Below are 20,336 nucleotides of genomic sequence, written 5' to 3' on the forward strand. Positions count from 1 at the left end.
CCTACTGGTCTACTCCTTTTTCTCTGTCGGTGTCTTGAAATCGGTGCCTGCCAGATAGCGCCCACCGTCTTTGCGCGTGCGGTAGGTAATCCACGGCAAATCCAGGCCCAACCTCTTCAAGCGACGACTTTGCTCCAAGGCCTCCTCCCCTACAGACGCAGGTACAGGCACACCCTCCACACAAGGGATATAGTCGCGGAGATTCAAGAACACGGGATGCAGAGCCTCTGGGTTGATGGCATCATGAATAGCACTGTAATAAGTACCCCAGTCATTCGAATCACTATAGCGTGTGTGGAACACAGGATAGACCCGAATGCCCTCGCTCGTCACCCGCACGATATAGATCTGCTTAGGTAGACACCTAAGGTCATAGGCGTAGTCATGCATCAGCCTATCGAGGTGACTCATTGAGGTAAACTTCACTTCACGAAGCCACTCTTGCGAACGCTCTACGGGTCCCTCCTTCACGTAGAAGGCAAGGAGACGTGGCTCAGCAGACGAGCGAAGCGAGGCATAGTAGTAGCGAAAAGCGGGATAGGCCGCAGAGTCCTGTACCCCGTGCCAAGCGGGAGCAAGGAACTCCCACCCAGCGTTAATCATCCTCTTCGCACGACGCTTGCCAGCCTGATCACGGAGCTCACCCAGAGACATGCGGCGCCACTGCTGGCTCTCTTGGTAGTGATCGAGGAGATAGATCGTATCGGAGAGGGATGTAATACCCTTACGCTTACGATTGGCAGCGAGTTTTTCATCGGAGGGAGGAGATGGGACGTACGCAGGATCGCACCTATCCTCCGTATGATAGCCCCCGTCTTCATGACATACATAGTAGGTAAGCCAGTCCACAGTAAGCTTATGAGCCTTCAAACGACGGCTCTCGGCAAAAGCCTCTTCACACGCCGCCACTGATGGGCCATTCTCCGCACCTGGGGCAATAAATGCCGTAGAGAAGTCCACGGGATGCAATGCTTCGGGGTTGATCTGAGTAGATAGATACACGCAGAAGCACCCCTCAATCGATTCAAAGGGACTTTCTACGTTGAGCCTCGTGTCGAAGACCGAATACAGATGAATGGACTCACCCGTCACCCGCACAATGTAGATTTGCTTCGGCAGACGACTGAGATCTCCCTCCTTATAGTTCACCAGCTTATCAAGGCGATTCATCGGGGTAAACTTCACCCCACGAAGCCATTCTTGCGAGCGCTCCACAGGCTCCTCCTTCACATAGAAGGCAAGAAGGCGGGACTTGTTGGCAGGCGACCGTAGTTCATCAGCCATCGAAGCATAGTAGTAGCGGAAGGCGGGATAACTCGCAGAGTCCTGCACCCCGCGCCAGGCTGGAGCGAGGAACTCCCACCCAGCGTTAATCATCTCCTTATAATTACGCTTAGCCTTAGCTCGGCTGATCTTATCGGGATCGCGCATCCAGTGCCGGCTCTCTTGATAGTGGTCCAGCAGATAGACCGTATCAGGGTGAGTAGGGAGAGCAGCAGCCCGACGCTTATGCTGTGCCGTAAGAGGTAGCGCAGCAAGGAGTATAAGGAGGCCAAGGAGCGGCAAGCGATACCAACGAGGAGTATGACAGGTCATCATACAGAACGGTGTTTTAGGAGTTAGCGTAGTCTGTGCTGCGTGGTGTGAAGCCTTGCGTTTGGAAGGGCAACGACTTCATCCTCAAAGGTAGTGATTTTCTCCACCAAACAATACGGTCAGCCAAGCCATTCAAGGCAATAGGATCCAGCTGCTTGACCCTCATTCATCCGAAGGCATACAAAGCATACTTATCGAGGGAGTGGAGCAATAGTCGTTCGGCGTCAGACCAATAGGGGTATCGGGTACAAACGAGTAGTGGTATGCATACGAAACGAGTAGTGGTTTTTCTCTATCTATGCACGTAGTCTTAAAGACCAGGTACGTCAATCTAAATATCCACGTACGTAGATATTAGAGCCACGTACGTAGCCCAAACTTATCTGCCACTCGTCCGCAACTTTTATCCATACACGGAGCAACAACCCAATATAGGTCACTTCACAAAGCTATATAAGAATCAGTCCAAAGCTATATAGCTTTCTTTGCTATCCTATATAGATCTAACTACGCACCCATATACCTATATATGGGACCATTGCGCAAAGGCACTAAGGATGAAGACATAAAGAGGGCCCGTAGACCTAATCATCTACGGGCCCTCTCGTGTAATAGGAGCCTATCGGGGGGGCAGTCAGTGGCCGACTGCGATCGTATCACCACCCCCAGCGAAGGAGCGTACGGCGATAGAGAGCGAGCGCTATGCGGCGGAGCGTATCGTTCTCGGGCCAGAGGTGCTCATAGCGCCACCAGAGATTATCCCCGACTTCGATGACCCGCTTGCCACGGTGGACAGCCGTCACTTCGGCCAAGATCTCCTCACGGGTACACTGCTCACGCTGGTAGGGATTACCATCGCCTCGCAAGGTGAAGACGCCTCCATCGATACGCACGATGCGGTGTACCAGATAGCCGCGGGCGATGCGCGCCAGGACGACACGCCCCACCTGATAGGAGTCTTCGGTGAGAGGTGAGAGGACGATCTGGTCTTGCCCCCCACGGATGAAGGGGCGCATACTCGAGCCACGAGGCAGCAGACGAGGGCGCTTGCCCTCAGCGATACGGCTAAGGATCTCGGCGAAGAAGAGCTCGTTGCGTATCAGTAGCTCGCGGCGCATGGATGTCGTTTGGGGAGAGTGCCCCATACTAAGAGGCAGATTGAGCGAGGAGGGCTTCGGTCAGACGTACTGCCGCTTCGTCAGGACGGCAGTCAAGGCGGTACACGGGTACGCGCTCCAGCACGTCGGCGACGGTATCGAAGGTAGCCAGATGGCGGACCTTATCCGAGTGGAGGAAGGCCGAGGAGGAGTAGATCGAGTCAAAGCTATCACGGCCACGGAGCTTCGTGAGCTTGTTCTCGGGACTCTGATAGAGATGGACGAAGGCAACGACTCGCGCCGAAGCATTGCGGTAGCAAGGTGTGCTTCCACTCCAAGGGCAACCGTAGACGCGCACTTCGCCGTCGTCCATGATACGCACGATGGGCTCGTCGTCATTGAGGAGACGCGCACCAGGGACGAACTGACGCCACAGACGGCTATGCGTGCTCTTACCCGTACCGCTGACACCGAGGAAGATCAGGGCACGCCCATTCAGCTCAGTGACCGAAGCGTGGACCTTGAGCATGTGCTTGGGTGCGATAGCCACACCGTAGGCGATCATGATCAGGCGGTTGATGAAGAAGAATGCCGAGGGGTCATCGAGCAAAACATCTGAGCGCACCTCCTTCCAGTCACGATCGACCTCGATAGCGTGGCAGCCTTGGCGCGTAGCGATCTCGAGACGGCGTTGGCCATCGACGAGCTTGTACACACGGGCACGTACGCCCTCAGAGAGCTTATCTTCGAGGAGGGTCTTGGGCTGGTCTGACGAGAGGCTCTCGCCCCCACGGAAGGTAAAGAGTGGTTCACAGCCATCGGGAAGCTCGGGCACCAGGAAGGGCTCGTAGTTGGGGAGCAGTTCACGGGTAGCCTCGGCCGATGGGGTATAGAGCAGGATATACTCTTCAGCGATGCGATAGATGAGTTGTTCGTCCATAGTGATGTAGAATTTATTAGCTATGAGCAGGAGTATAGCGCTTCATAGCGAGGAAGAGTCGAGGAGCGGTGAGGAAGAGCGTACGGCGGAAGCGCTCTCCAAGGGGTGCCGCAGGGTAACGAAGGCCCCGAAGGCGGCGGGTGTAGGGGCGAAGGGCTGCAAGAAGTCCAGGAGCCTCCTTCTCGTGGCGCATAGCCCACAGAGAGAAGATCAAGAGGCGACGATAGAGCGTCTCATGCAGGAGCGGCAGGGCCTCGGGCGAGGTCGCCCCAATGGGAGCCTCGAGGTCCAGGAGATTCTCAAAGAGGTAGACAAGGCGCTTGTCATAGACCTCGGTGATGCTCCCCACTCGGGCCACGCGGTAGCAGTAGCCGAGCCAAGAGAGGTAGCGGTAGCGTGTAGCACGCGTAAGTGCCTCGAAGATAAAGGGGGTATCTTCGTAGGGGCGCCCCACAGGGAAGCGCAGTGCCCCCATCGTAGCGGTGCGGAAGATCTTCCCCCAAGCCATCCCCGTGACACCGGAGAGGGCTGCGAGGCTTTGGAGGGCTTCCTGTGAAGAGAGCTCCCTCCCAGCAGCCAGCACCAGGCGCTCAGCGCCCGTGCGGCAGTTGATCTCGGTATAGCCGAGCTCGAGGATGTCAATGAGCGGGTTCGCCGACAGGACGTTCATCGGCTGCTCCAGGGCATCCTCGGGCAACCAGTCGTCAGAGTCCACGCAGACGAAGAAGTCCCCACGCATCACGTCCATAGCAGCGTTGCGTGCTGCGGAGAGCCCCGCATTCACCTGATGAATGAGGCGAATACGAGCATCACGCTCGGCATAGGTATCACAGATCGCCCCACTACCATCGGTAGAGCCGTCATCGACGACGATCACCTCCAGTGCCGAGTAGGACTGGCTGAGGATCGAGTCGAGGCACTGCTCGAGGTAGGGCGCTACGTTGTAAACGGGGACTATGACCGAGAGAAGCGGCGTAGGTAGACTCATTGAATAAGATAGGTGAAGGGGTGCCCTAAGGCCTGCCCTTCGGCTACTCGATACAGAGCAGCAAGGAGTGTATGGGAGAGCCCACCCGCGTCATTAGGGATGGGGTGGGCTCTTATGGAGATTAGCGGAGGCCTAAGCGGCGCAGAAGACCCTTTTTCTTCTTCTTGTTGCCGTAGCCGTAGCCATAACCGTAGCCATAGCCATAGCCGTAACCATAGCCGTAGCCGTGACCACTCTCAGTAGCACCGTTGAGGACGATCGACATATTCGTCAGGATGTTCTCATCATAGAGGTGCTGCAGCTCGGGCAGAGCACGACGGTCGAGACGGCCAGCACGCAGGACGAAGATCGTCAGGTCGGCGATACGATTTGCGATAGCTGCGTCAGCTACGCTACCGAAGGGCACGTTGTCGAAGAGGACGAAGTCAAACTGCTCAGAGAGCTTCGCAGCCAGCTCATCAAGACGCTCTCCGAGGAGAAGCTCAGCGGGGTTAGGAGGTACCGCACCCGAGGTGATAATCTGAAGCTTCGGCGCATTGGGATCCTTGCGGAGGATCTGATCAAGGCGTACATCGGGGTTAGAGAGATACTCGGTAGCCCCCATACCAGCCAGACCGATACGACGCGAGAGCGTACCCTTACGAAGGTCAAGGTCGACAAGGACGACGCTGTGACCAGCGAAGGTGAGCGTCTGAGCGAGGTTGTATGAGACGTATGACTTACCAGCCGACTCCCCGAAGGAGGTGAAGATGACCTTCTTTGCAACCTTACCTCCAGTCCCAATCATGAAGCGCATGTTCTCACGCAGGACACGGAAGGCCTCGGAGGTTTCGTCGCTACCCTGCTCGCGCACACCACGAGGCTGGGACTTCTTGCCACCACGCTTCTCTTCTCTGGGTATATCGCCAAGGAAGGGGATCGAGACGCGGTCCATGACGTCCTTACGCGAGCGCACCTTATTGTCAGCCAGCAGACGGATGATGAGGTAGACCGAGGGAAGGACAAGACCTATGAGGATCGCAATGAGGACAACACGCAGCGTGTTGGGGCTGACGGGCTTCGAGGGGGCATCGTCCATATCAAGCACGTAGGCACTATCCTGCGTCATAGCCTGACGGAGAGCATACTCCTCACGCTTGTTCAGCAGCTCGGTATAGAGGCGCTGGCGGATCTCCAGACGACGATCGATATCAGCCTTTTCGCGACCCTGGTTAGATACCTCGGGAAGCTTAGAGAGGAGACTCGACTGCTGCCCCTGAGCGTCCTTGAGGCGCATACGCAGTACAGCGGCCTGCTGGTTGAGGCTCTCGATAGCATTCTTACGCAGCTGAGAGAGTGCGTTGTCGTACTCGGTGATGACAGGGTTCTCCGTGCTGCCACCAGCACCTTCGACAAGCTTATCACGCTGCGACTTGAGCTGGTTGTACTGAGCGATATAGCCATCCAGCGCCTGATCGGGCACCCCGACATTCAGCGGGAGGTAACCGTTCTTGCGGTGCGAGTTGGAGAACTCAGAGAGCATATAGGAGATAAGCTTCAGCTGGGTCTCGATCTGCAGTGCTTCGGCCTCGCTCTCGAGTGAGCGAGAATTGTAGACGCCAACCTTGCCCTCGAAGTCGAGGGTGCGGTTGTTCATAAGGAAGCGCTCCATATCCCCCTCGACAAGCCCAAGCTCCTTGCCGAGAGCAGCTAGACGCTCGTTGACGAAGTCTGCTGTATTCTTAGACACCTGGTTACGCATATCCAGCTCCTCCTGGTTGTAGGCCGAGACCTGAGCAAGAAGGATGTCGAGAGCACGCTTCTTCGTGCGGTCTTGAAGACGGATTGCTAAAGTAGAGGCACGGTTCTCAGGCTCTGCGACCATGATAGCATGCTGATAGTAGCGTACCGTCTGAGTGAAGGGCATACGAGTAACCTCAATGTGCTTATGCTCCCATGGGGCATTGAAGTTCTGACGAGGCTCAATAATGAAGCGCTCTTCACCCAGCTGAACGGGCACATTCAGAGCGATAACCTGGCTCTTCCCCGTACTCGCTGGAGTGACACGCACATGAGATGCATCTTGGAAAGCTACATCAAAAGAGCTACCACGCTCCAGCGTATCAAGAAACTTCATCGAGAATGGAGCATCCGTGTAAAGCTCAATGGTGCGTAGCCCGCTCTTCACGTTGTACAAGACGTTAGCATTGGCCATCTTGACCGTACGCTCCATGACACGACGAGAGACGAGTTGCATACGCTCATTGTCCATGTTGAGTCGCGTACTACGCGTATAGCGGAGGACATCAGCATCCATCATCGCACGCTGGGAAGCGTCCTTGATGAAGATCTTGACCGAAGACTCGTAGACGTAGGGCTGCTTGGCATTACGATAGAGTGCCACAGCAAGCACCACCCCGATGCTCAGGAGGTAGAGCCACCAGAAGCGGAGGAGGTAGAAGAAAATATCAAGCAGATTGACCTCCGCAGTCTTTTCACCGGTCTGATTCGGCCGATTCGTTTGTGTAGACATAGGACTTATGGACTAACGCTTGAAGAGGGCAATAAGGGCGGCAGCAGAAAGAGCCGTCGAGAGAGCTGTCGTCACATACCCGAGGGTGGTGAGGACCTTCTGCTCGGTATCACGCTTACGATAGCGATACTCGGCATAGATAATATCATTCTGCTGGAGGTAGAAGGCGGGTGACTCAAAGATATTCTTCGAGAGCATGTCCAAGCGGTAATAGACATATTCATTACCCACTCGACGAATGACGTTGATCTTACTAAAATCAGCCTGCTCAGAGAGCCCCCCGACAGTAGCGATAAGCTCAAGGATATTCGTCTGAGCATTGTCTAAGTGGAAGGAACCACGGTCCGTGACAGCACCACTACCACCGCCATGCCCCAAGCCTTCAAAAGCACCAAGGAGATAGACGCGGAGGTTGGCAAACTTCGTGATGACGTGAGCATCCGTCAGGTAGCGACCTGCCGTGAGCTTCGTACGAATCACTTCGCTTACTTGCTCAAGGCTCAGCCCCAGGACGGGGACATCACCAATGATAGGGAACTGAATATTCCCCTGAGCATCGACCAAATAAGAGGAGCTGGTATCAGCGGGAGCTACATTCGCCGTATTCAGGGAGACACCACCAACAACGGTGGTAGGGGCAACAGCCTGAGCCACCTGACGGGTATTGAAGGGGACCGTCAGCTCAGGGTTACGTATGCTCGTCACGAGGATACGGAGCTTATCGCCCTTCTGCACAACGATGCCAGTGTCATGCTTGACACCATAGGCCTTGGCGATCTCAATATCCTGCAGGTAATTCGTCTTCTTGGCCGAATCACAAGAGGAGAGCGCACAGAGCGAGAGGACACCGAGGGCAAGTGTCCAGGCATGAGAGAGTCTCTTGATCATTATCATAGGGGTATATTACTCAGAATTTCTTACCAAATATAATAGAAAAGGCTGTAAGGAAGATAATCTTAACGTCCGTAAAGAGCGAATAGTTATCCAGATACTTGAGGTCAAGACGCAGGCGCTCCAGCATCTTCTCAATGGTGTCAGTGTACCCATTGTAAAGGGTAGCGTAGGAGAAGAGCCCTGGACGTACCGTATAGAGGCGAACGTAATCAGGGTTACGCTCCATAATCTGGTCGATGAAGAACTGGCGCTCAGGGCGAGGTCCGACGAATGACATCTCCCCCTTGATGACATTCCAAAGCTGAGGGAATTCATCGAGGTGGTGAGCACGGATGAAGGCACCGACCTTCGTCAGACGGCTATCTCCATCAGTGAAGAGCTGGGGGCGATTCCCAGCTTCAGCATCCATACGCATGGAGCGGAACTTATACAGCGTAAAAGGCTTACCCTTATAGCCGATACGCTCCTGGCGGTAGATGACATTCCCCTTAGAGTCTTCCCACTTGATAAGCAGGGCGATCAGAGCGATCAGGGGAGAGAAGAAAATCAGCGAAACCAAGGCCAAGGTAAAGTCGAAGGCTCGCTTGATGACGCGTTCGAAAGTATTCATTACTCGATCTATTTTGAAGGATTCAGTAGTTCAGTATAGATGTTGATCAGGCTGTTGATCATCTCATCTTTAGTAAAGACATCGTAGAAGCGATTGCGTGCCCCCTTGCTGTATGTCTTCCAAAGCTCGGGATCATCACAGATCTTGTGGACAGCCTCGGCCAGTGCGGCTGCATCTTCGACGGGGACATTGATACCAGAGACACCATCTTCGTTGACCCAAGAAACACCAGACTCTGGAATCTTCGTAGCCACCACGGGACGGGAGAGGGACATAGCCTCGACCAAGACGATAGCATAGGCCTCTGTCTTGATCGTAGAGCTAAGGCAGAAGACATCGCAAGCCCCGAAGTAAGCAGGCTTGAGCTTATCTGAGATGAAGCCTAAGAACTCCACTCTCTTCTCTAAGCCGAGCTTCTCAGTCAGCTCTAAAAGCTCTGCTCGCAGAGGGCCATCCCCTCCGATGATCAGGACATAGTCATCACTGAGATGGGTCATCGCCTCGATCAGGTGGTGATATCCCTTGTAGGGGACGAGACGCCCCATATTGAAGACGATCTTCTTCCCGGGATATTGATCACGTATGGTCTTAATCTCATCCGAGAGCCATGGATAAGGATCTACACCGATCGGAAGGAAGGACGTCTTATCCTGAGCCTTACGCAGGAAGGGGGACTCCTCTACATACACGGGCGTCGTCCCCAAGATCAGATCCGCACGACGAATCAGCCAGCTCTGCAAGGGAGAGAAGAAGCGAAGGAGGAACTTCTGCTTGAGGATATCACTATGCCAATGTAAGACCACCTTGCCTCGGTACCCAGAAAAGAAGAGAGCGAGCGTAGCCATCGGGTCAGGATGGTGTACATGGATGATATCATACTCTGAGCAGATACGGCGAAGGCGGAAGATCATCTCAGGGGAGATCATCGTCGCAGCAAACTTCGTCAGGCTCTTAGTTCGGAAGATCCGAGACTCCTCAGAGAAGACGATATCCGTCGTCTCTCCATCATGCGAGGCACAGAGCATGTCTGAGGCAAAGCCTCGCTCAGCAAGGCCCTGGGTGAAGATCTCCATAACCTTCTCCACACCTCCTTTGATGGGGTAGAACTTACCAAGTTGTAGAACTTTCATCTTACAATATCTTGTGCCTAAGGAGTAGGCTGGGTAAAGCTATTTGGCTGTGTAGCTCCAGCGTCCGATAGTAGAAGCTCAAAGAGCTCGGACCACGAGCGTGCACTAGGAGCCTGCAAGGGGCGCTGTGGGACAGGCTTTAGCTGAGTATGATCTCCTCGAAGAACTCGCTCCATAGCATCAGCCAAGACTACGGCAGAGCTCGGATCAAAGAATCCCACAGCACCAGCACCAGCTGCTGTCTCGTGAGCAAATGGGAGATCCGACAAGAGCATCGGGCGATTATAGGGAAGGAATTCAGAGATGGGGAGCCCCCATGTCTCAATCCGCGAGGGGAAGACTAAGCAGTCTGTCCCAGCATAAGTCTCTTGGAGCTTATCACGGGACATAAAGCCTGCAAAATCGAGGCTCCTTACATTGCCCCAAGTAGAGTGAAGCCACTGTGCATACTTATTCTCCGTACCGTCAATAGTAAGGACCGTACGGAAAACCTCTACTCCGACACGCTGCTCCAAGATGCGAGTAGCCTCGGTGAGTAGCTCAAAGTTCTTATGGGCATCAGCTGTCGCAGCAAAGAGGAATGTGAACCGATGCCCCTCCGACTGAATCGTAGACTCTCTGGGAGGCAATTGCTCTCGCTGAGGGGGCGCTACAATGAAGCGGTCTTCTGGAAGCCCAAACATCTTACTAAACCCCTCTCGTAACCACTGCTGCTGAACGATCAAATAGCGATTGCGACGGATCCCAATGCGGTAAGCAAAGCGAGTGAACATCGCAAAGAGTGGGATCTTCTTATCAAAGCGAAAGTCTCGCAATCTCCAGTGCAGGAATGGGAAAGAGGTCTGACAGTAGACAGCCTGACGATGAGCTTGCACCCGTGGGGTCGTATCATGTAGGGAAAGCCACAGATCTATTGGGCCCAGCTCTCGAGATATTTTCCTCATAGTCACGTACTCACACCAGAGGCGCTTCCCCCACCCATCGATTGCCCAGGGCAACTCAATGTACTGGATGTTGGGGTAGTCTGCGAGCTCCTGCTTGTGTACCAAAGCCGTGACATGATAGTCGTGCCCAGGAGCCCATTCGGACAGGAAAGCGAGGCACTGACGAAGGATCGTCAATGTCCCCCCCTTGCGGAGATTGACTGCGGAGATGACGATCTGCTTCATACCGCAGAGGATTTATTGGGGACAAGTGATGAGAAGAGGTCCAGCCACTGCCCCATCACAGCATCTACTTCATAGCGAGCAGATGCCTTACGAGCATTAGCTCCCATTCGGACGCGCTCAGCCTCCGAATCCATCAGCTGGCGGAGGGCGGTGAGGAAACCTTCATCATCCCCCTGAGAGATGAGATAGCCATCTTCGCCTGGGTGAAGCACATCATTTGGCCCGCAAGGGCAGGCAAACGACACAATCGGAAGCCCCATATGCTGCGCTTCAATAAGGACCATAGGGAGCCCCTCATAGCGTGAGGTCATCGCATAGATCGACGCACTTTGATATACCTCCTTCATCTGATGAGTGGGCTTCGCCAGCGTCACAGACGAGGAAAGTTCAAGACGAGTCACCTGCTGCTCAAGCTCAGGTCTCAGAGCTCCATCCCCATAGATTTCAAGCGTCCAGTCAGGATATGCAGGAGCAATACGTTCCCAGAGGTCAAGCAGTTTAGCAAAGTTCTTTTGGAAATCATAGCGCCCAACAGCAATAACCTTGTGTGAGGTACAGGGCGAAGTCTCCTCAGACACGAAGGGCAGAGGGTTCGGAATTACCCGAATATTGGGCAGTGGCCCCCAGTAGCCAGCATCTTCTTCAGTGAGGACAACGAAGCGGTCATAGGGTTTCACAGTGCGCTCGTCAAGCTTTGTGCGAAGGATATCGATGAGATGCCATAGTCCGGTGCGACCATACTGTAGGCGCTTCAGTTTCGAGAAGTGGTACTCTAGGACCTTACGACTCCCATCCTTCATCTGGGGAAGAAGCGTCGCATCATCTCCAAACATAGAGATGACGATATCTGCTCGGAGCCGCTCTAAGAGCTCACTCAAACGCTGACGGTGCAGACGCTTCTTCTTGGGATAAGCCGTCAGCTTAGCTAAGATTCCTTGACCATTATTCTCGTCATAATTAATGCCGAGGTCATATTGCTTGACTGAAGCTTCAAGCGAAAAAAATGGCTTACCCCCCTTTTGGTCCGTGGTGACGATAATGAGCTCATGCCCCTGTCCCGCCAGATAATTTACCTTGCGAGTCAGGACACGCTCCATCCCCCCAGAGTTGGAGGTAGCTGGGATACAATAGACTATTCGCATAGCTCAGCTGTTGCTTCGGGGAATATTCCATTAATATGATCACTCTCTTCGGCTGTGAACCAGAAGAAGAAGACATAAATCATCAAGATATCCGTCGACACCTTCAGCCAGACAATAAAAGTCATCGCCAAATAGAAAAGAAACAACCAGAAGTAACGAGGATACTTGCGAGCGAAGTAGTAGGCATAGTAGACAAAGCTCGAGGCAAACGTCACAAAGCCTATAAGTCCTGAGTAGAGAATTAATCGGCAATAGCCAATGTCGGTACTGTAGACGAACCCCCCATACCATCCAGACCCAATGATCCAGGTCTTATCATCTTCTGGCCAGCGCCACATGGTCTGAAGAACCTCCGTAGACCCCGTCGTGAACTCCCCCTTATTGAAGTAGTTGAAGAACCCTTCAAAGGCAAACATCAGTTGTCCTCGGAAGTATTCACTGGTATTGTAGAGGAGAATCCCAGCAACAGAGAAGAAGACTAGCAGCAAGCTAAAAGTTGCCATCGTCTGTACCATCTCCTTGCGAATCCTAAATCCAATCGCATTACTCCTGAAGAGCAACAGGACAAGCCCCATAGCCATGCCTGTAGAGGTGGTACGAGCTACCATATTTCCGATTGCTGAGATGAGAAAATAGGATAGGAGGAATAAAAATACAATCCTCCGACTCTTCTGTACCTCTGTATCAGTGCATACGACTGCTGAGATAAGAATCAAGACGAGTGAGAAGCGCACCCCTGCTGGGTCAAGAGCCGCACTAAAGCAACGCATTCGGTCAATGCTCTCGTAAAAATCACCCGCCCAAAAGACGATGGAATCAGTGAAATTCTGTGCTGCAGGAAAGTTATCATTAAGCAATCCCGTGATACACTGAAAAACAGTCACTCCAACCAAGTAGTATGTAATACGAGAGACCGTGACCTCTCCATGGACAATACGTATGCACCGTATCGCAGGGTAGACCGAGAACACCCACACCAAGAAGGTGGTGATATAGTTGGCGTAGCTATAGTCATCCGTATTATTTATTTCTACTGCGATTAGGTTGACCAGCGAATACAGAATCGAGAAGATGGCTCCACCAAGGAGTACACGAGGGATAGATATGCCTTTACCACCACGCCACGAATCATAGAGAAACCAGAGCACCCCGAAGAGCGCTAGGATCATCTTCGTGTTAGGACCAGAAGCCCAGAACGCAAAGTTAAATGAATAGTAGGAGCCGTTCACAAGAACGGCTATGGTCAGGATCTGAATAAGCTTCCACATATGCACTACTATTCTTAGCGATAAAGAGCCTTATAGAGCCACTGCATGACGAGCTTATCGTAGAGCCTCACAAACCAGAACTGCCCTCGTGAGGCCATCCACTGCAATAGCTTCGTACGCAGTGGGAGATGCTGGTTCTTGAGGATATACTCATTGCTCTCAGGATACATACGAGTCCAGCGCTCATAGTCGCGAGCGTTATGTGAGAGCAAAAGGGGAAGCTTGAGATTGAGCTTCAGATAGTGGAGAAGCTCCAACGACTCCTTGGAGGCTTGTAGCGTTAGATAGCGCTCAAGCTCCAAGACATTAGTCTGCACTTGCTGCCAGTGCTCAGGCCGATAGGTACTAGTAATTTGGTTATCTGAGCGAACATAGGTATAGAAAGGTTGGTGGACAATAGCCACTCGACCTGCACGCTGGAGCAACTTTCCCATAAGCATCAGGTCCTCCCCCATATTCTCACCAGGAAGGAAGCGTAGTGCAGGTGCCTGCTCTATCAGGCTACGACGAAGGAGGAAGAGCCAAAGATTCCACTTCATTCGCCCATAACATATCTGAGCAAAAGCCTCTCCACCTGTCTTCACATCGGGTTGAGTAATAGGTCGCTGACTCATCCCCTCCTGTAGTAGGTACTCGCACCCAACGACATCAGCCCGAGACTCTTCTGCTACTTGGACTAAGGCTGCAATGGCTGTTGGCTGCAGAAGGTCATCAGCATCAACCGAATAGATGTATTCACCTCGAGCAGCATCAAGCCCTGTATTACGAGCTACAGCGACCCCACGGTTAACCTCATGATGCAGGATCGTCACCTCAATACCCGAAGCCTCTAAGCTGGAGCGCTCGCTCTCAAGGTATGCAAGACCATCATCAGGACTGCAGTCATCAATAAAGACGAGCTGTAGTGGCCGATAGGTCTGAGCCTTCAGCTGAGCTAAACATGCAGGGAGCGTCTCGACTGCACGATATACTGGGATAATAATGGAGACTAGCGGGCTCATCAGCCTTCGGTTCAGGGAGTAGATAGGGCTAAAATCTCTTGGAGAAATGCCTTATCACGCGAATTAAATTTGCGAGCAAAGAGATACTCCGTCTGCTGAAGTGCAGGGAGATCTTGGGAAGTGAAATCAATGAGCTGCCCATCAGCTCTCCAGCCGATGTAGCGCATCGCTCCTCGACTTTCATCGGTAGCATCAAAGAGACGCTCCATAAAGGGAGTATCCCAAATAAGTGTTGGGACGAAGTATTCGTCAGCACCAAAGGTACGAGAAAAGATGGTGAACGCACGATCCTCTTGCTCCAAGAGGTAGTCTATAAGTTCGTGGGTGATACTGACCCACTGCCCCCCCTTGTGGAAAGGTATCGTGGTATTACGTCGGATACCTAAGAGGACCTGAGTCTGAATAACCAGGTAGCGAAGTATGCGCTTAATTGCAAAGACGCACCCACTACCACGGAATGACCTCGTGAAGGGATGCCAATAATGTAGCGCCCGATCAGCATGGCTATTCATCGGACGCTGATGTAGTCCCACAAACTCCTTCCCTTGGTGCTGGGCAAAGAAGCTATGGATATAGTCTTGATTCTTCAGGGGAAGATCCACCCCCGAGATAAGATGGTGATGGCTGTACTGACTGCCAGAGTCCACGACCGCATGGAAGAGCTTGTACTCTGCCTCAAGCATACTCACATCAGCCCAGCGCACATCCACTCGATCCTTGAGGATGTAGAGCCCTGCATGCTGGGTCTTAATATCAGGTAAGATAGAGAGCTTGCGGTCAAAATGGATATAGATATCATTGCGCACATCATCCAGCCTCTCGACGAGAAGCGAGAGGAGCTCAGGCTCATTATGAGCCAGTATGAGATAAGCATGTTTCATACCGCAATGATGGCAGGTATTGATAGTGTAGTAGCTAAAAGCAAGGGGCCTCCCCCTTAGCAGAGACTATGAATAGCTCAGACTAAAGAGGGAGGCCACTTAGGGGGCTGACCTTGGGATACAGCTTACAGCCGCCTACAAGGTCAGTAGGGGAGAGTAAGAGGATTACTCGGCGACCTTCGACAGGACTGAGCGGCTGCAGCGGGGGTCGTTGTAGTACATGTTAGCAACACCACCGTGCGAATCCTTCTTCAGCTGAGACTCAGATACACCGAACTCATTAACGAGGCAGTTGTAAACAACTTCAGCACGCTTGCGAGCGAGGAAGATGTTACGCTTTACGCTACCCGTACCCTTATCAGCATAACCAGAGACAGAGTAAACGAGCTTGGGGTTAGCCTTGAGAGCTTCAGCAAGGAAGCCGAGGTTTACACGGTCCTTGTTGCTGAGCGTCCAGCGGTTGATGGGGAAGGTAACCAGAAGAGGCATACCAGCAGCAACGTTCTCGGGGGTAACTTCGCGGTTGAGAGCTTCCTCTAGCTGACGACGGAGGTCGCTGTTCTGACCTTCGAGGTCGCTCAGACGGCCACGGAGGTCGTTGAGGACGTTTTCGTTGACGCGGATCGTGGTGATCGTGCTACGATCCCAGCCACGCTTGGGGAAGTTGTAGCTAACACCTACAGTAGCGGTCAGGAGACCTTCACCCCAGCGACCAGCCGTGTTAACAGGAACACCAGCAGGCGTAGCAGAAACGTCTTCCTGGTCGAAGTGGTCACCAACATAAGCACCACGGATATCGAGATTGATATCCCAAGCGCGGTTGATACGGAAGCGGTTGAGGAGACCAACGCTTGCAGTCACTTCATTTGAGTGACGACCCGTCGTGGAAGCACGCTCAAGAGTCGTAGCGAAGCCGAGACCAGCGTAAGGGATCAGCGAGTAGAAGCGATCTTCATTGTAACCGCAGACCATCTGCGTAACATTGAAGAGCACGTCAGCGTGAGCGTGAATGTACTGCTGTTCGGTTTCGAAGACAGGATAATTTACGTTAGAGTGCTGGTAAAGCTTACCAGTGCGCGTAGCAGGATTCCAGTCTACGATGAAGCCACCGTAGTTACCACGGTTGACACCTGGAGCAACAGCGTTGTTATGACCAGTCCAAGCAGACAGCCCCTTGATCTTATAGCCATTAGCACCGAGACGGATACCAATACCAGGGGTGAACCACTTACCGAAGTAAGCTTCGAAGTTAGGAGTGATACGATCGACAAAACGCATCTGCTTGTCGTGGTCACCAAAATACATCTGTGCACCAGCACCAATACCAGCGAACCAGTTAGCGCCGAAGCGATTCGTTTCAACACGATACTTGTCAGCATCCTTCACCTCTACCGTATATACGGAATCGGTCGTCTGCTGAGCACGCAGAGCAGGAGCCAGTGAGAGGCATGCAACTGCAGCAATTAAACTCTTTCTTAACATCATATTCATATTTAATTATTGAGTATACGTTCTTTTTCACACTCACAGATGGGCTACGGCAGACAGCGTGAGGCACACGCAAAGTCCTTGAGAGAGGCGACCTTGAGTTGTTTTACAAGGATCTATCATTCACCTATGAGAGGCGGAGTAAGTCCCTAAAGCGGCAAGCCGCAAGCAGGGACACATCCTGTGGCCCTTCGCATAGGGTCACATTTACACACGGCAAAGATAACGTTTTTATACGTAAATGCAATAGATCCCACTTATTGACAACATCAATATCGGGGGATCAAGGTTGCTTGAGGCGGCAAATAAGGTGGACTCCCCTGTTAAGGCAAGTCGATCACACCCAATTCTCCCTGGGGGATACTCAGCTCTTCTGCTACCGAAGGATCAGCCTGACAGAGAGCCAAGAGCGCACGATGCGCAGCATCCTGGTGGGCGACCTTTTTATTCGGACCACTCCCTACACCGACCTTGCGCTCATCGACATAGACCCCACAGACGAAGGGAGCTCCACTGCGCTTCGGCTCCTGGAGCATACGGAAGTCAAGAGTAAGGTGGTGCTTCTGCGTCCACTCCAAGAGCAGCGACTTATAATTCGTAGTCTGCTCTCGTAGGCTTGCCTCAAGCTCCATAAAGAGGGGCACCATACGCTGGTGGACGAACGCCTCGGCACGGGCATAGCCCTGATCAAGGAAGATTGCCCCGATGAGCGCCTCCAGCGTATTACCATATATATCGGTACTCCCCTGACGAGCCTCGCGGCGGATCTGAAGCAGGCGATCAAGCCCCATACGCTGGGCGACAGCATTATTGACCTTACGCCCGACGATAGCACCACGACGCTTACTCATCTCACCCTCGTTCCAGTGTGGGTGACGCTGGTAGAGGTAATGACTCATTGCCGTGGCCAGCACCGAGTCACCAAGGAACTCCAAGCGCTCATTATTGAGCTTGAAACCCTCCTTGTCGGTCTTACTCACCGAGCTATGGCGGAAAGCCAAGTCGTAGAGCTCGGGGTCACGTGGCTCGAAGCCGAGGAGCTCGACGAGTAGGAAGAGAGGCTCCTTGGGCTTGCGCCCAAAGAGCCTCATAAGTCCGTCTCGCACGATACGTATAATCATAGAGCTATAGAGGGAGTCTTGATAATACGTGGCTGTGGAGCCGTATTACTTCTCGTACTTCTTGAAGATGACACTCGCGTTGTGCCCACCGAAGCCGAAGGTGTTCGACAGAGCAGCACGGACGGTACGACGCTGAGCCTGGTTGAAGGTGAAGTTCAGCTTGTAGTCGATCTCGGGATCTTCGTCGTCGGCAGCATGGTTGATCGTGGGGGGGACAATGTCCTCCTCTACGGCCTTGAGCGCGAAGACAGCCTCGATAGCACCAGCGGCGCCGAGGAGGTGACCCGTCATAGACTTCGTAGAGCTGATATTCAGCTTATAGGCAGCGTCACCGAAGACTTCCTTAATAGCCTTGGACTCGGAGATATCCCCGACAGGCGTAGAAGTCCCGTGTACATTGATGTAGTCAATATCTTCAGGGGAGAGCCCTGCATCCTCGAGCGCATTGGTCATCACCAGCTTGGCTCCCAGCCCATCAGGGTGAGTAGCCGTGAGGTGGTAAGCATCAGCCGAGAGGCCGGTACCTACGAGCTCAGCGTAGATGTGTGCACCACGAGCGATGGCGTGCTCGAGCTCCTCGACGACGAGGCAAGCAGCACCTTCGGCCATGACGAAGCCATCACGCGAAGCGCTGAAGGGGCGCGAAGCACCCTGAGGATCGTCATTGCGAGTGGAGAGGGCGTTCATCGCATTGAATCCACCGACACCAGCAGCGCAGATAGAGGCTTCGGCACCACCAGTGATGATGACGTCGGCCTTACCGAGGCGAATGAGGTGACAGGCATCGATCAGTGCGTTCGTAGACGAAGCACAGGCCGAAGCCGTGGAGTAGTTGGGCCCGTGGAAACCATACTTCATCGACACCTGACCTGCGGAGATATCCGAGATCATCTTGGGGATGAAGAAGGGATTGAAGCGAGGACCTGCTTCGGCGTCATAGCCGCGCACTTCCTCTTCAAAGGTCCCGAGACCACCGATACCGGAGGCGATGATGACCCCGACACGGTTCTTATTTACTGTCTCTACGTCAAGCTTGGAATCGGCGATACTCTCTTCGGCTGCCACCATGGCAAACTGAGCATAGCGATCTAAGCGGCGAGCCTCCTTCTTATCGATATACTTGCTGACATCAAATTCCTTGACTTCGCAAGCAAACGTGGTCTTGAACTTTGAGGCATCGAAGAGCGTGATGGGGCCTGCCCCACTCTTCCCCGCTACGACAGCCTCCCACGTCTCGCGGGCCGTAGCCCCGAGTGGTGAGATAGCGCCTATTCCAGTGATGACGACTCTCTTGAGTTCCATCAGCAAATTCCTTTATCTCGACGAGAGGGCTATTAAGCCTTCTTGCTTTCGATGTAGTTGATAGCGTCGCCGACCGTCTTGATCGTCTGAGCGTCCTGATCGGGGATCTGGATGTCGAAAGCCTTTTCGAATTCCATGATGAGCTCTACGGTGTCGAGAGAGTCAGCACCGAGGTCGCTGGAGAAGTTTGCCTCAGGGGTTACTTCGCTTGCTTCGCAGTTGAGCTTTTCGACGATGATTTCGACTACCTTTTCGTTGATCTGTGACATGATTCTTTTTCTTTACTTAGTTATGTATTCTTTCTTTACACTGCATTGCTCTACCTTTGTACCATATAATGAGCGGCACTTAGGGGAGTAGCTCGGAGTATTCCCGCGCGGCGCTTATCGCACTGCACAGATACGCTCCATTTGTGCACAAAGATACAACTATTTATGAAACAAATAGCAATACTTGCTTCTGGCAATGGCTCAAACGCCGAAGCTATCGTCCATCATTTCCGCGCTACAGGCGAGGCGGAGGTGGCTATGATCATCACAAACAAGCCTCAGGCAGGGGTCATCCAGCGGGCTGAAAGACTGGGTGTACCTTGTCATTATTTTACAAGCACAGAGCTTCGTGAAGGCACGCGCCCGATAGCTCTGATGAAGGAGCACGGCGTCGAGCTCATCATCTTGGCGGGCTATCTCTGCCTCATCACTCCTATATATATAATGGAGTACCCCGAGCGCATCATCAACATCCACCCTGCGCTCCTCCCCTCTTTCGGCGGTCAAGGCATGTACGGCAACCGAGTGCATGCTGCCGTCATCGCCTCGGGAGCGAAGGAGAGTGGTATCACCATCCACCTCGTAGACGAAGACTATGACCACGGGCGCCACCTCCTGCAGGCGACCTGCCCCGTGCGTCCTGATGACACCGTCGATACGCTCGCCGCACGCATCCACGAGCTGGAGCACCGCTTCTTCCCCACAACTATCGCCCAATACCTGCGCTTCCTCTAAGGAGGCTCCTCCCATACATCACTAAGCCGCCCCACAGCGAGTCACCGACGAGACCTGCTGTGGGGTGGCTCTTTTTCTCACGCGTGGCGCGCGGGCGCACATATATATAATGTGTATATGCGTGCACTAAGGGGATGAGAAAGCACACCTGCGGAAGGCGAGAAAAACGCCCGTTTTTCGCAGTACGGGCTAA

General features: G+C 53.2%; 18 protein-coding genes. 1 reads left to right on the top strand and 17 read right to left on the bottom strand.

Translation table 11 applies throughout. The features are described 5' to 3' along the window. Nucleotides 1-9: 9 nt before the first annotated feature. From IEX77_RS03965 to IEX77_RS04045, 17 genes are all read right to left on the bottom strand, one after another. Entirely contained in the window at nucleotides 10-1,599 is a 1,590-nt protein-coding gene (locus IEX77_RS03965) for a hypothetical protein (RefSeq protein WP_188807822.1), read from the bottom strand. A 653-nt stretch (nucleotides 1,600-2,252) separates the two neighbouring features. Further along, nucleotides 2,253-2,714, bottom strand: coding sequence for a S24/S26 family peptidase (locus IEX77_RS03970; RefSeq protein WP_229770789.1), 462 nt, complete (start codon nucleotides 2,712-2,714; stop codon nucleotides 2,253-2,255). 28 nt (nucleotides 2,715-2,742) lie between these two features. Further along, a complete protein-coding gene (locus tag IEX77_RS03975; RefSeq protein ID WP_188807824.1) occupies nucleotides 2,743-3,633 on the bottom strand; it encodes a hypothetical protein in 891 nt (296 codons plus the stop codon). 16 nt (nucleotides 3,634-3,649) lie between these two features. Then, nucleotides 3,650-4,621 carry a glycosyltransferase family 2 protein gene (locus tag IEX77_RS03980; protein ID WP_188807825.1) on the bottom strand — a complete coding sequence of 324 codons (972 nt, stop codon included), beginning with the start codon at nucleotides 4,619-4,621 and terminating at the stop codon, nucleotides 3,650-3,652. Between the two features lie 121 nt (nucleotides 4,622-4,742). After that, nucleotides 4,743-7,133 (bottom strand): GumC family protein, encoded by a 2,391-nt coding sequence (locus IEX77_RS03985; protein WP_188807826.1) that lies wholly within the window; start codon nucleotides 7,131-7,133, stop codon nucleotides 4,743-4,745. Nucleotides 7,134-7,145: 12 nt separating this feature from the next. Then, nucleotides 7,146-8,021 carry a polysaccharide biosynthesis/export family protein gene (locus IEX77_RS03990; RefSeq protein WP_229770790.1) on the bottom strand — a complete coding sequence of 292 codons (876 nt, stop codon included), beginning with the start codon at nucleotides 8,019-8,021 and terminating at the stop codon, nucleotides 7,146-7,148. Nucleotides 8,022-8,040: 19 nt separating this feature from the next. Then, nucleotides 8,041-8,637 carry a sugar transferase gene (locus IEX77_RS03995; protein WP_188807828.1) on the bottom strand — a complete coding sequence of 199 codons (597 nt, stop codon included), beginning with the start codon at nucleotides 8,635-8,637 and terminating at the stop codon, nucleotides 8,041-8,043. An 8-nt stretch (nucleotides 8,638-8,645) separates the two neighbouring features. Then, entirely contained in the window at nucleotides 8,646-9,767 is a 1,122-nt protein-coding gene (locus IEX77_RS04000; RefSeq protein ID WP_188807829.1) for a glycosyltransferase, read from the bottom strand. 17 nt (nucleotides 9,768-9,784) lie between these two features. Further along, complete coding sequence (locus tag IEX77_RS04005; RefSeq protein ID WP_188807830.1) at nucleotides 9,785-10,936, bottom strand: glycosyltransferase family 4 protein; 1,152 nt, start codon at nucleotides 10,934-10,936, stop codon at nucleotides 9,785-9,787. Beyond that, the gene (locus IEX77_RS04010; protein WP_188807831.1) at nucleotides 10,933-12,078 is read right to left on the bottom strand and encodes a glycosyltransferase family 4 protein; all 1,146 of its coding nucleotides are present in this window, start codon (nucleotides 12,076-12,078) and stop codon (nucleotides 10,933-10,935) included. Before IEX77_RS04010 ends, IEX77_RS04005 begins: the two co-directional genes overlap by 4 nt. Continuing rightward, the gene (locus IEX77_RS04015) at nucleotides 12,069-13,346 is read right to left on the bottom strand and encodes a hypothetical protein (protein ID WP_060935435.1); all 1,278 of its coding nucleotides are present in this window, start codon (nucleotides 13,344-13,346) and stop codon (nucleotides 12,069-12,071) included. The genes IEX77_RS04010 and IEX77_RS04015 overlap by 10 nt, the downstream gene beginning before the upstream one ends. Before the next feature lie 14 nt (nucleotides 13,347-13,360). Continuing rightward, nucleotides 13,361-14,347 (bottom strand): glycosyltransferase family 2 protein, encoded by a 987-nt coding sequence (locus tag IEX77_RS04020; RefSeq protein ID WP_188807832.1) that lies wholly within the window; start codon nucleotides 14,345-14,347, stop codon nucleotides 13,361-13,363. 11 nt (nucleotides 14,348-14,358) lie between these two features. Further along, nucleotides 14,359-15,228: a beta-1,6-N-acetylglucosaminyltransferase gene (locus IEX77_RS04025; RefSeq protein ID WP_188807833.1), complete on the bottom strand. Its 870-nt coding sequence runs from the start codon at nucleotides 15,226-15,228 to the stop codon at nucleotides 14,359-14,361. 165 nt (nucleotides 15,229-15,393) lie between these two features. Beyond that, entirely contained in the window at nucleotides 15,394-16,713 is a 1,320-nt protein-coding gene (locus IEX77_RS04030) for an OmpA family protein (RefSeq protein WP_229770791.1), read from the bottom strand. A gap of 326 nt (nucleotides 16,714-17,039) precedes the next feature. Continuing rightward, nucleotides 17,040-17,837, bottom strand: coding sequence for a ribonuclease III (gene rnc / locus IEX77_RS04035; RefSeq protein WP_188807834.1), 798 nt, complete (start codon nucleotides 17,835-17,837; stop codon nucleotides 17,040-17,042). A 45-nt stretch (nucleotides 17,838-17,882) separates the two neighbouring features. Then, nucleotides 17,883-19,139: a beta-ketoacyl-ACP synthase II gene (gene fabF, locus IEX77_RS04040; RefSeq protein ID WP_188807835.1), complete on the bottom strand. Its 1,257-nt coding sequence runs from the start codon at nucleotides 19,137-19,139 to the stop codon at nucleotides 17,883-17,885. A gap of 32 nt (nucleotides 19,140-19,171) precedes the next feature. Next, complete coding sequence (locus IEX77_RS04045; RefSeq protein ID WP_009432584.1) at nucleotides 19,172-19,408, bottom strand: acyl carrier protein; 237 nt, start codon at nucleotides 19,406-19,408, stop codon at nucleotides 19,172-19,174. A 165-nt stretch (nucleotides 19,409-19,573) separates the two neighbouring features. Here IEX77_RS04045 and purN point away from each other — a divergent pair, with 165 nt between their 5' ends. Continuing rightward, nucleotides 19,574-20,143, top strand: coding sequence for a phosphoribosylglycinamide formyltransferase (gene purN, locus IEX77_RS04050; RefSeq protein WP_188807836.1), 570 nt, complete (start codon nucleotides 19,574-19,576; stop codon nucleotides 20,141-20,143). Nucleotides 20,144-20,336: the final 193 nt, after the last annotated feature.

Origin of the sequence: Porphyromonas pasteri (assembly GCF_014647755.1) — a bacterium.
GTDB lineage: Bacteria > Bacteroidota > Bacteroidia > Bacteroidales > Porphyromonadaceae > Porphyromonas > Porphyromonas pasteri.

Bases quoted from the DNA above. Each gene is read 5' to 3' on its own strand.
- IEX77_RS03965 (WP_188807822.1), bottom strand. From the start codon at position 1,599: ATGATGACCTGTCATACTCCTCGTTGGTATCGCTTGCCGCTCCTTGGC.
- IEX77_RS03970 (WP_229770789.1), bottom strand. From the start codon at position 2,714: ATGCGCCGCGAGCTACTGATACGCAACGAGCTCTTCTTCGCCGAGATC.
- IEX77_RS03975 (WP_188807824.1), bottom strand. From the start codon at position 3,633: ATGGACGAACAACTCATCTATCGCATCGCTGAAGAGTATATCCTGCTC.
- IEX77_RS03980 (WP_188807825.1), bottom strand. From the start codon at position 4,621: ATGAGTCTACCTACGCCGCTTCTCTCGGTCATAGTCCCCGTTTACAAC.
- IEX77_RS03985 (WP_188807826.1), bottom strand. From the start codon at position 7,133: ATGTCTACACAAACGAATCGGCCGAATCAGACCGGTGAAAAGACTGCG.
- IEX77_RS03990 (WP_229770790.1), bottom strand. From the start codon at position 8,021: ATGATCAAGAGACTCTCTCATGCCTGGACACTTGCCCTCGGTGTCCTC.
- IEX77_RS03995 (WP_188807828.1), bottom strand. From the start codon at position 8,637: ATGAATACTTTCGAACGCGTCATCAAGCGAGCCTTCGACTTTACCTTG.
- IEX77_RS04000 (WP_188807829.1), bottom strand. From the start codon at position 9,767: ATGAAAGTTCTACAACTTGGTAAGTTCTACCCCATCAAAGGAGGTGTG.
- IEX77_RS04005 (WP_188807830.1), bottom strand. From the start codon at position 10,936: ATGAAGCAGATCGTCATCTCCGCAGTCAATCTCCGCAAGGGGGGGACA.
- IEX77_RS04010 (WP_188807831.1), bottom strand. From the start codon at position 12,078: ATGCGAATAGTCTATTGTATCCCAGCTACCTCCAACTCTGGGGGGATG.
- IEX77_RS04015 (WP_060935435.1), bottom strand. From the start codon at position 13,346: ATGTGGAAGCTTATTCAGATCCTGACCATAGCCGTTCTTGTGAACGGC.
- IEX77_RS04020 (WP_188807832.1), bottom strand. From the start codon at position 14,347: ATGAGCCCGCTAGTCTCCATTATTATCCCAGTATATCGTGCAGTCGAG.
- IEX77_RS04025 (WP_188807833.1), bottom strand. From the start codon at position 15,228: ATGAAACATGCTTATCTCATACTGGCTCATAATGAGCCTGAGCTCCTC.
- IEX77_RS04030 (WP_229770791.1), bottom strand. From the start codon at position 16,713: ATGATGTTAAGAAAGAGTTTAATTGCTGCAGTTGCATGCCTCTCACTG.
- rnc (WP_188807834.1), bottom strand. From the start codon at position 17,837: ATGATTATACGTATCGTGCGAGACGGACTTATGAGGCTCTTTGGGCGC.
- fabF (WP_188807835.1), bottom strand. From the start codon at position 19,139: ATGGAACTCAAGAGAGTCGTCATCACTGGAATAGGCGCTATCTCACCA.
- IEX77_RS04045 (WP_009432584.1), bottom strand. From the start codon at position 19,408: ATGTCACAGATCAACGAAAAGGTAGTCGAAATCATCGTCGAAAAGCTC.
- purN (WP_188807836.1), top strand. From the start codon at position 19,574: ATGAAACAAATAGCAATACTTGCTTCTGGCAATGGCTCAAACGCCGAA.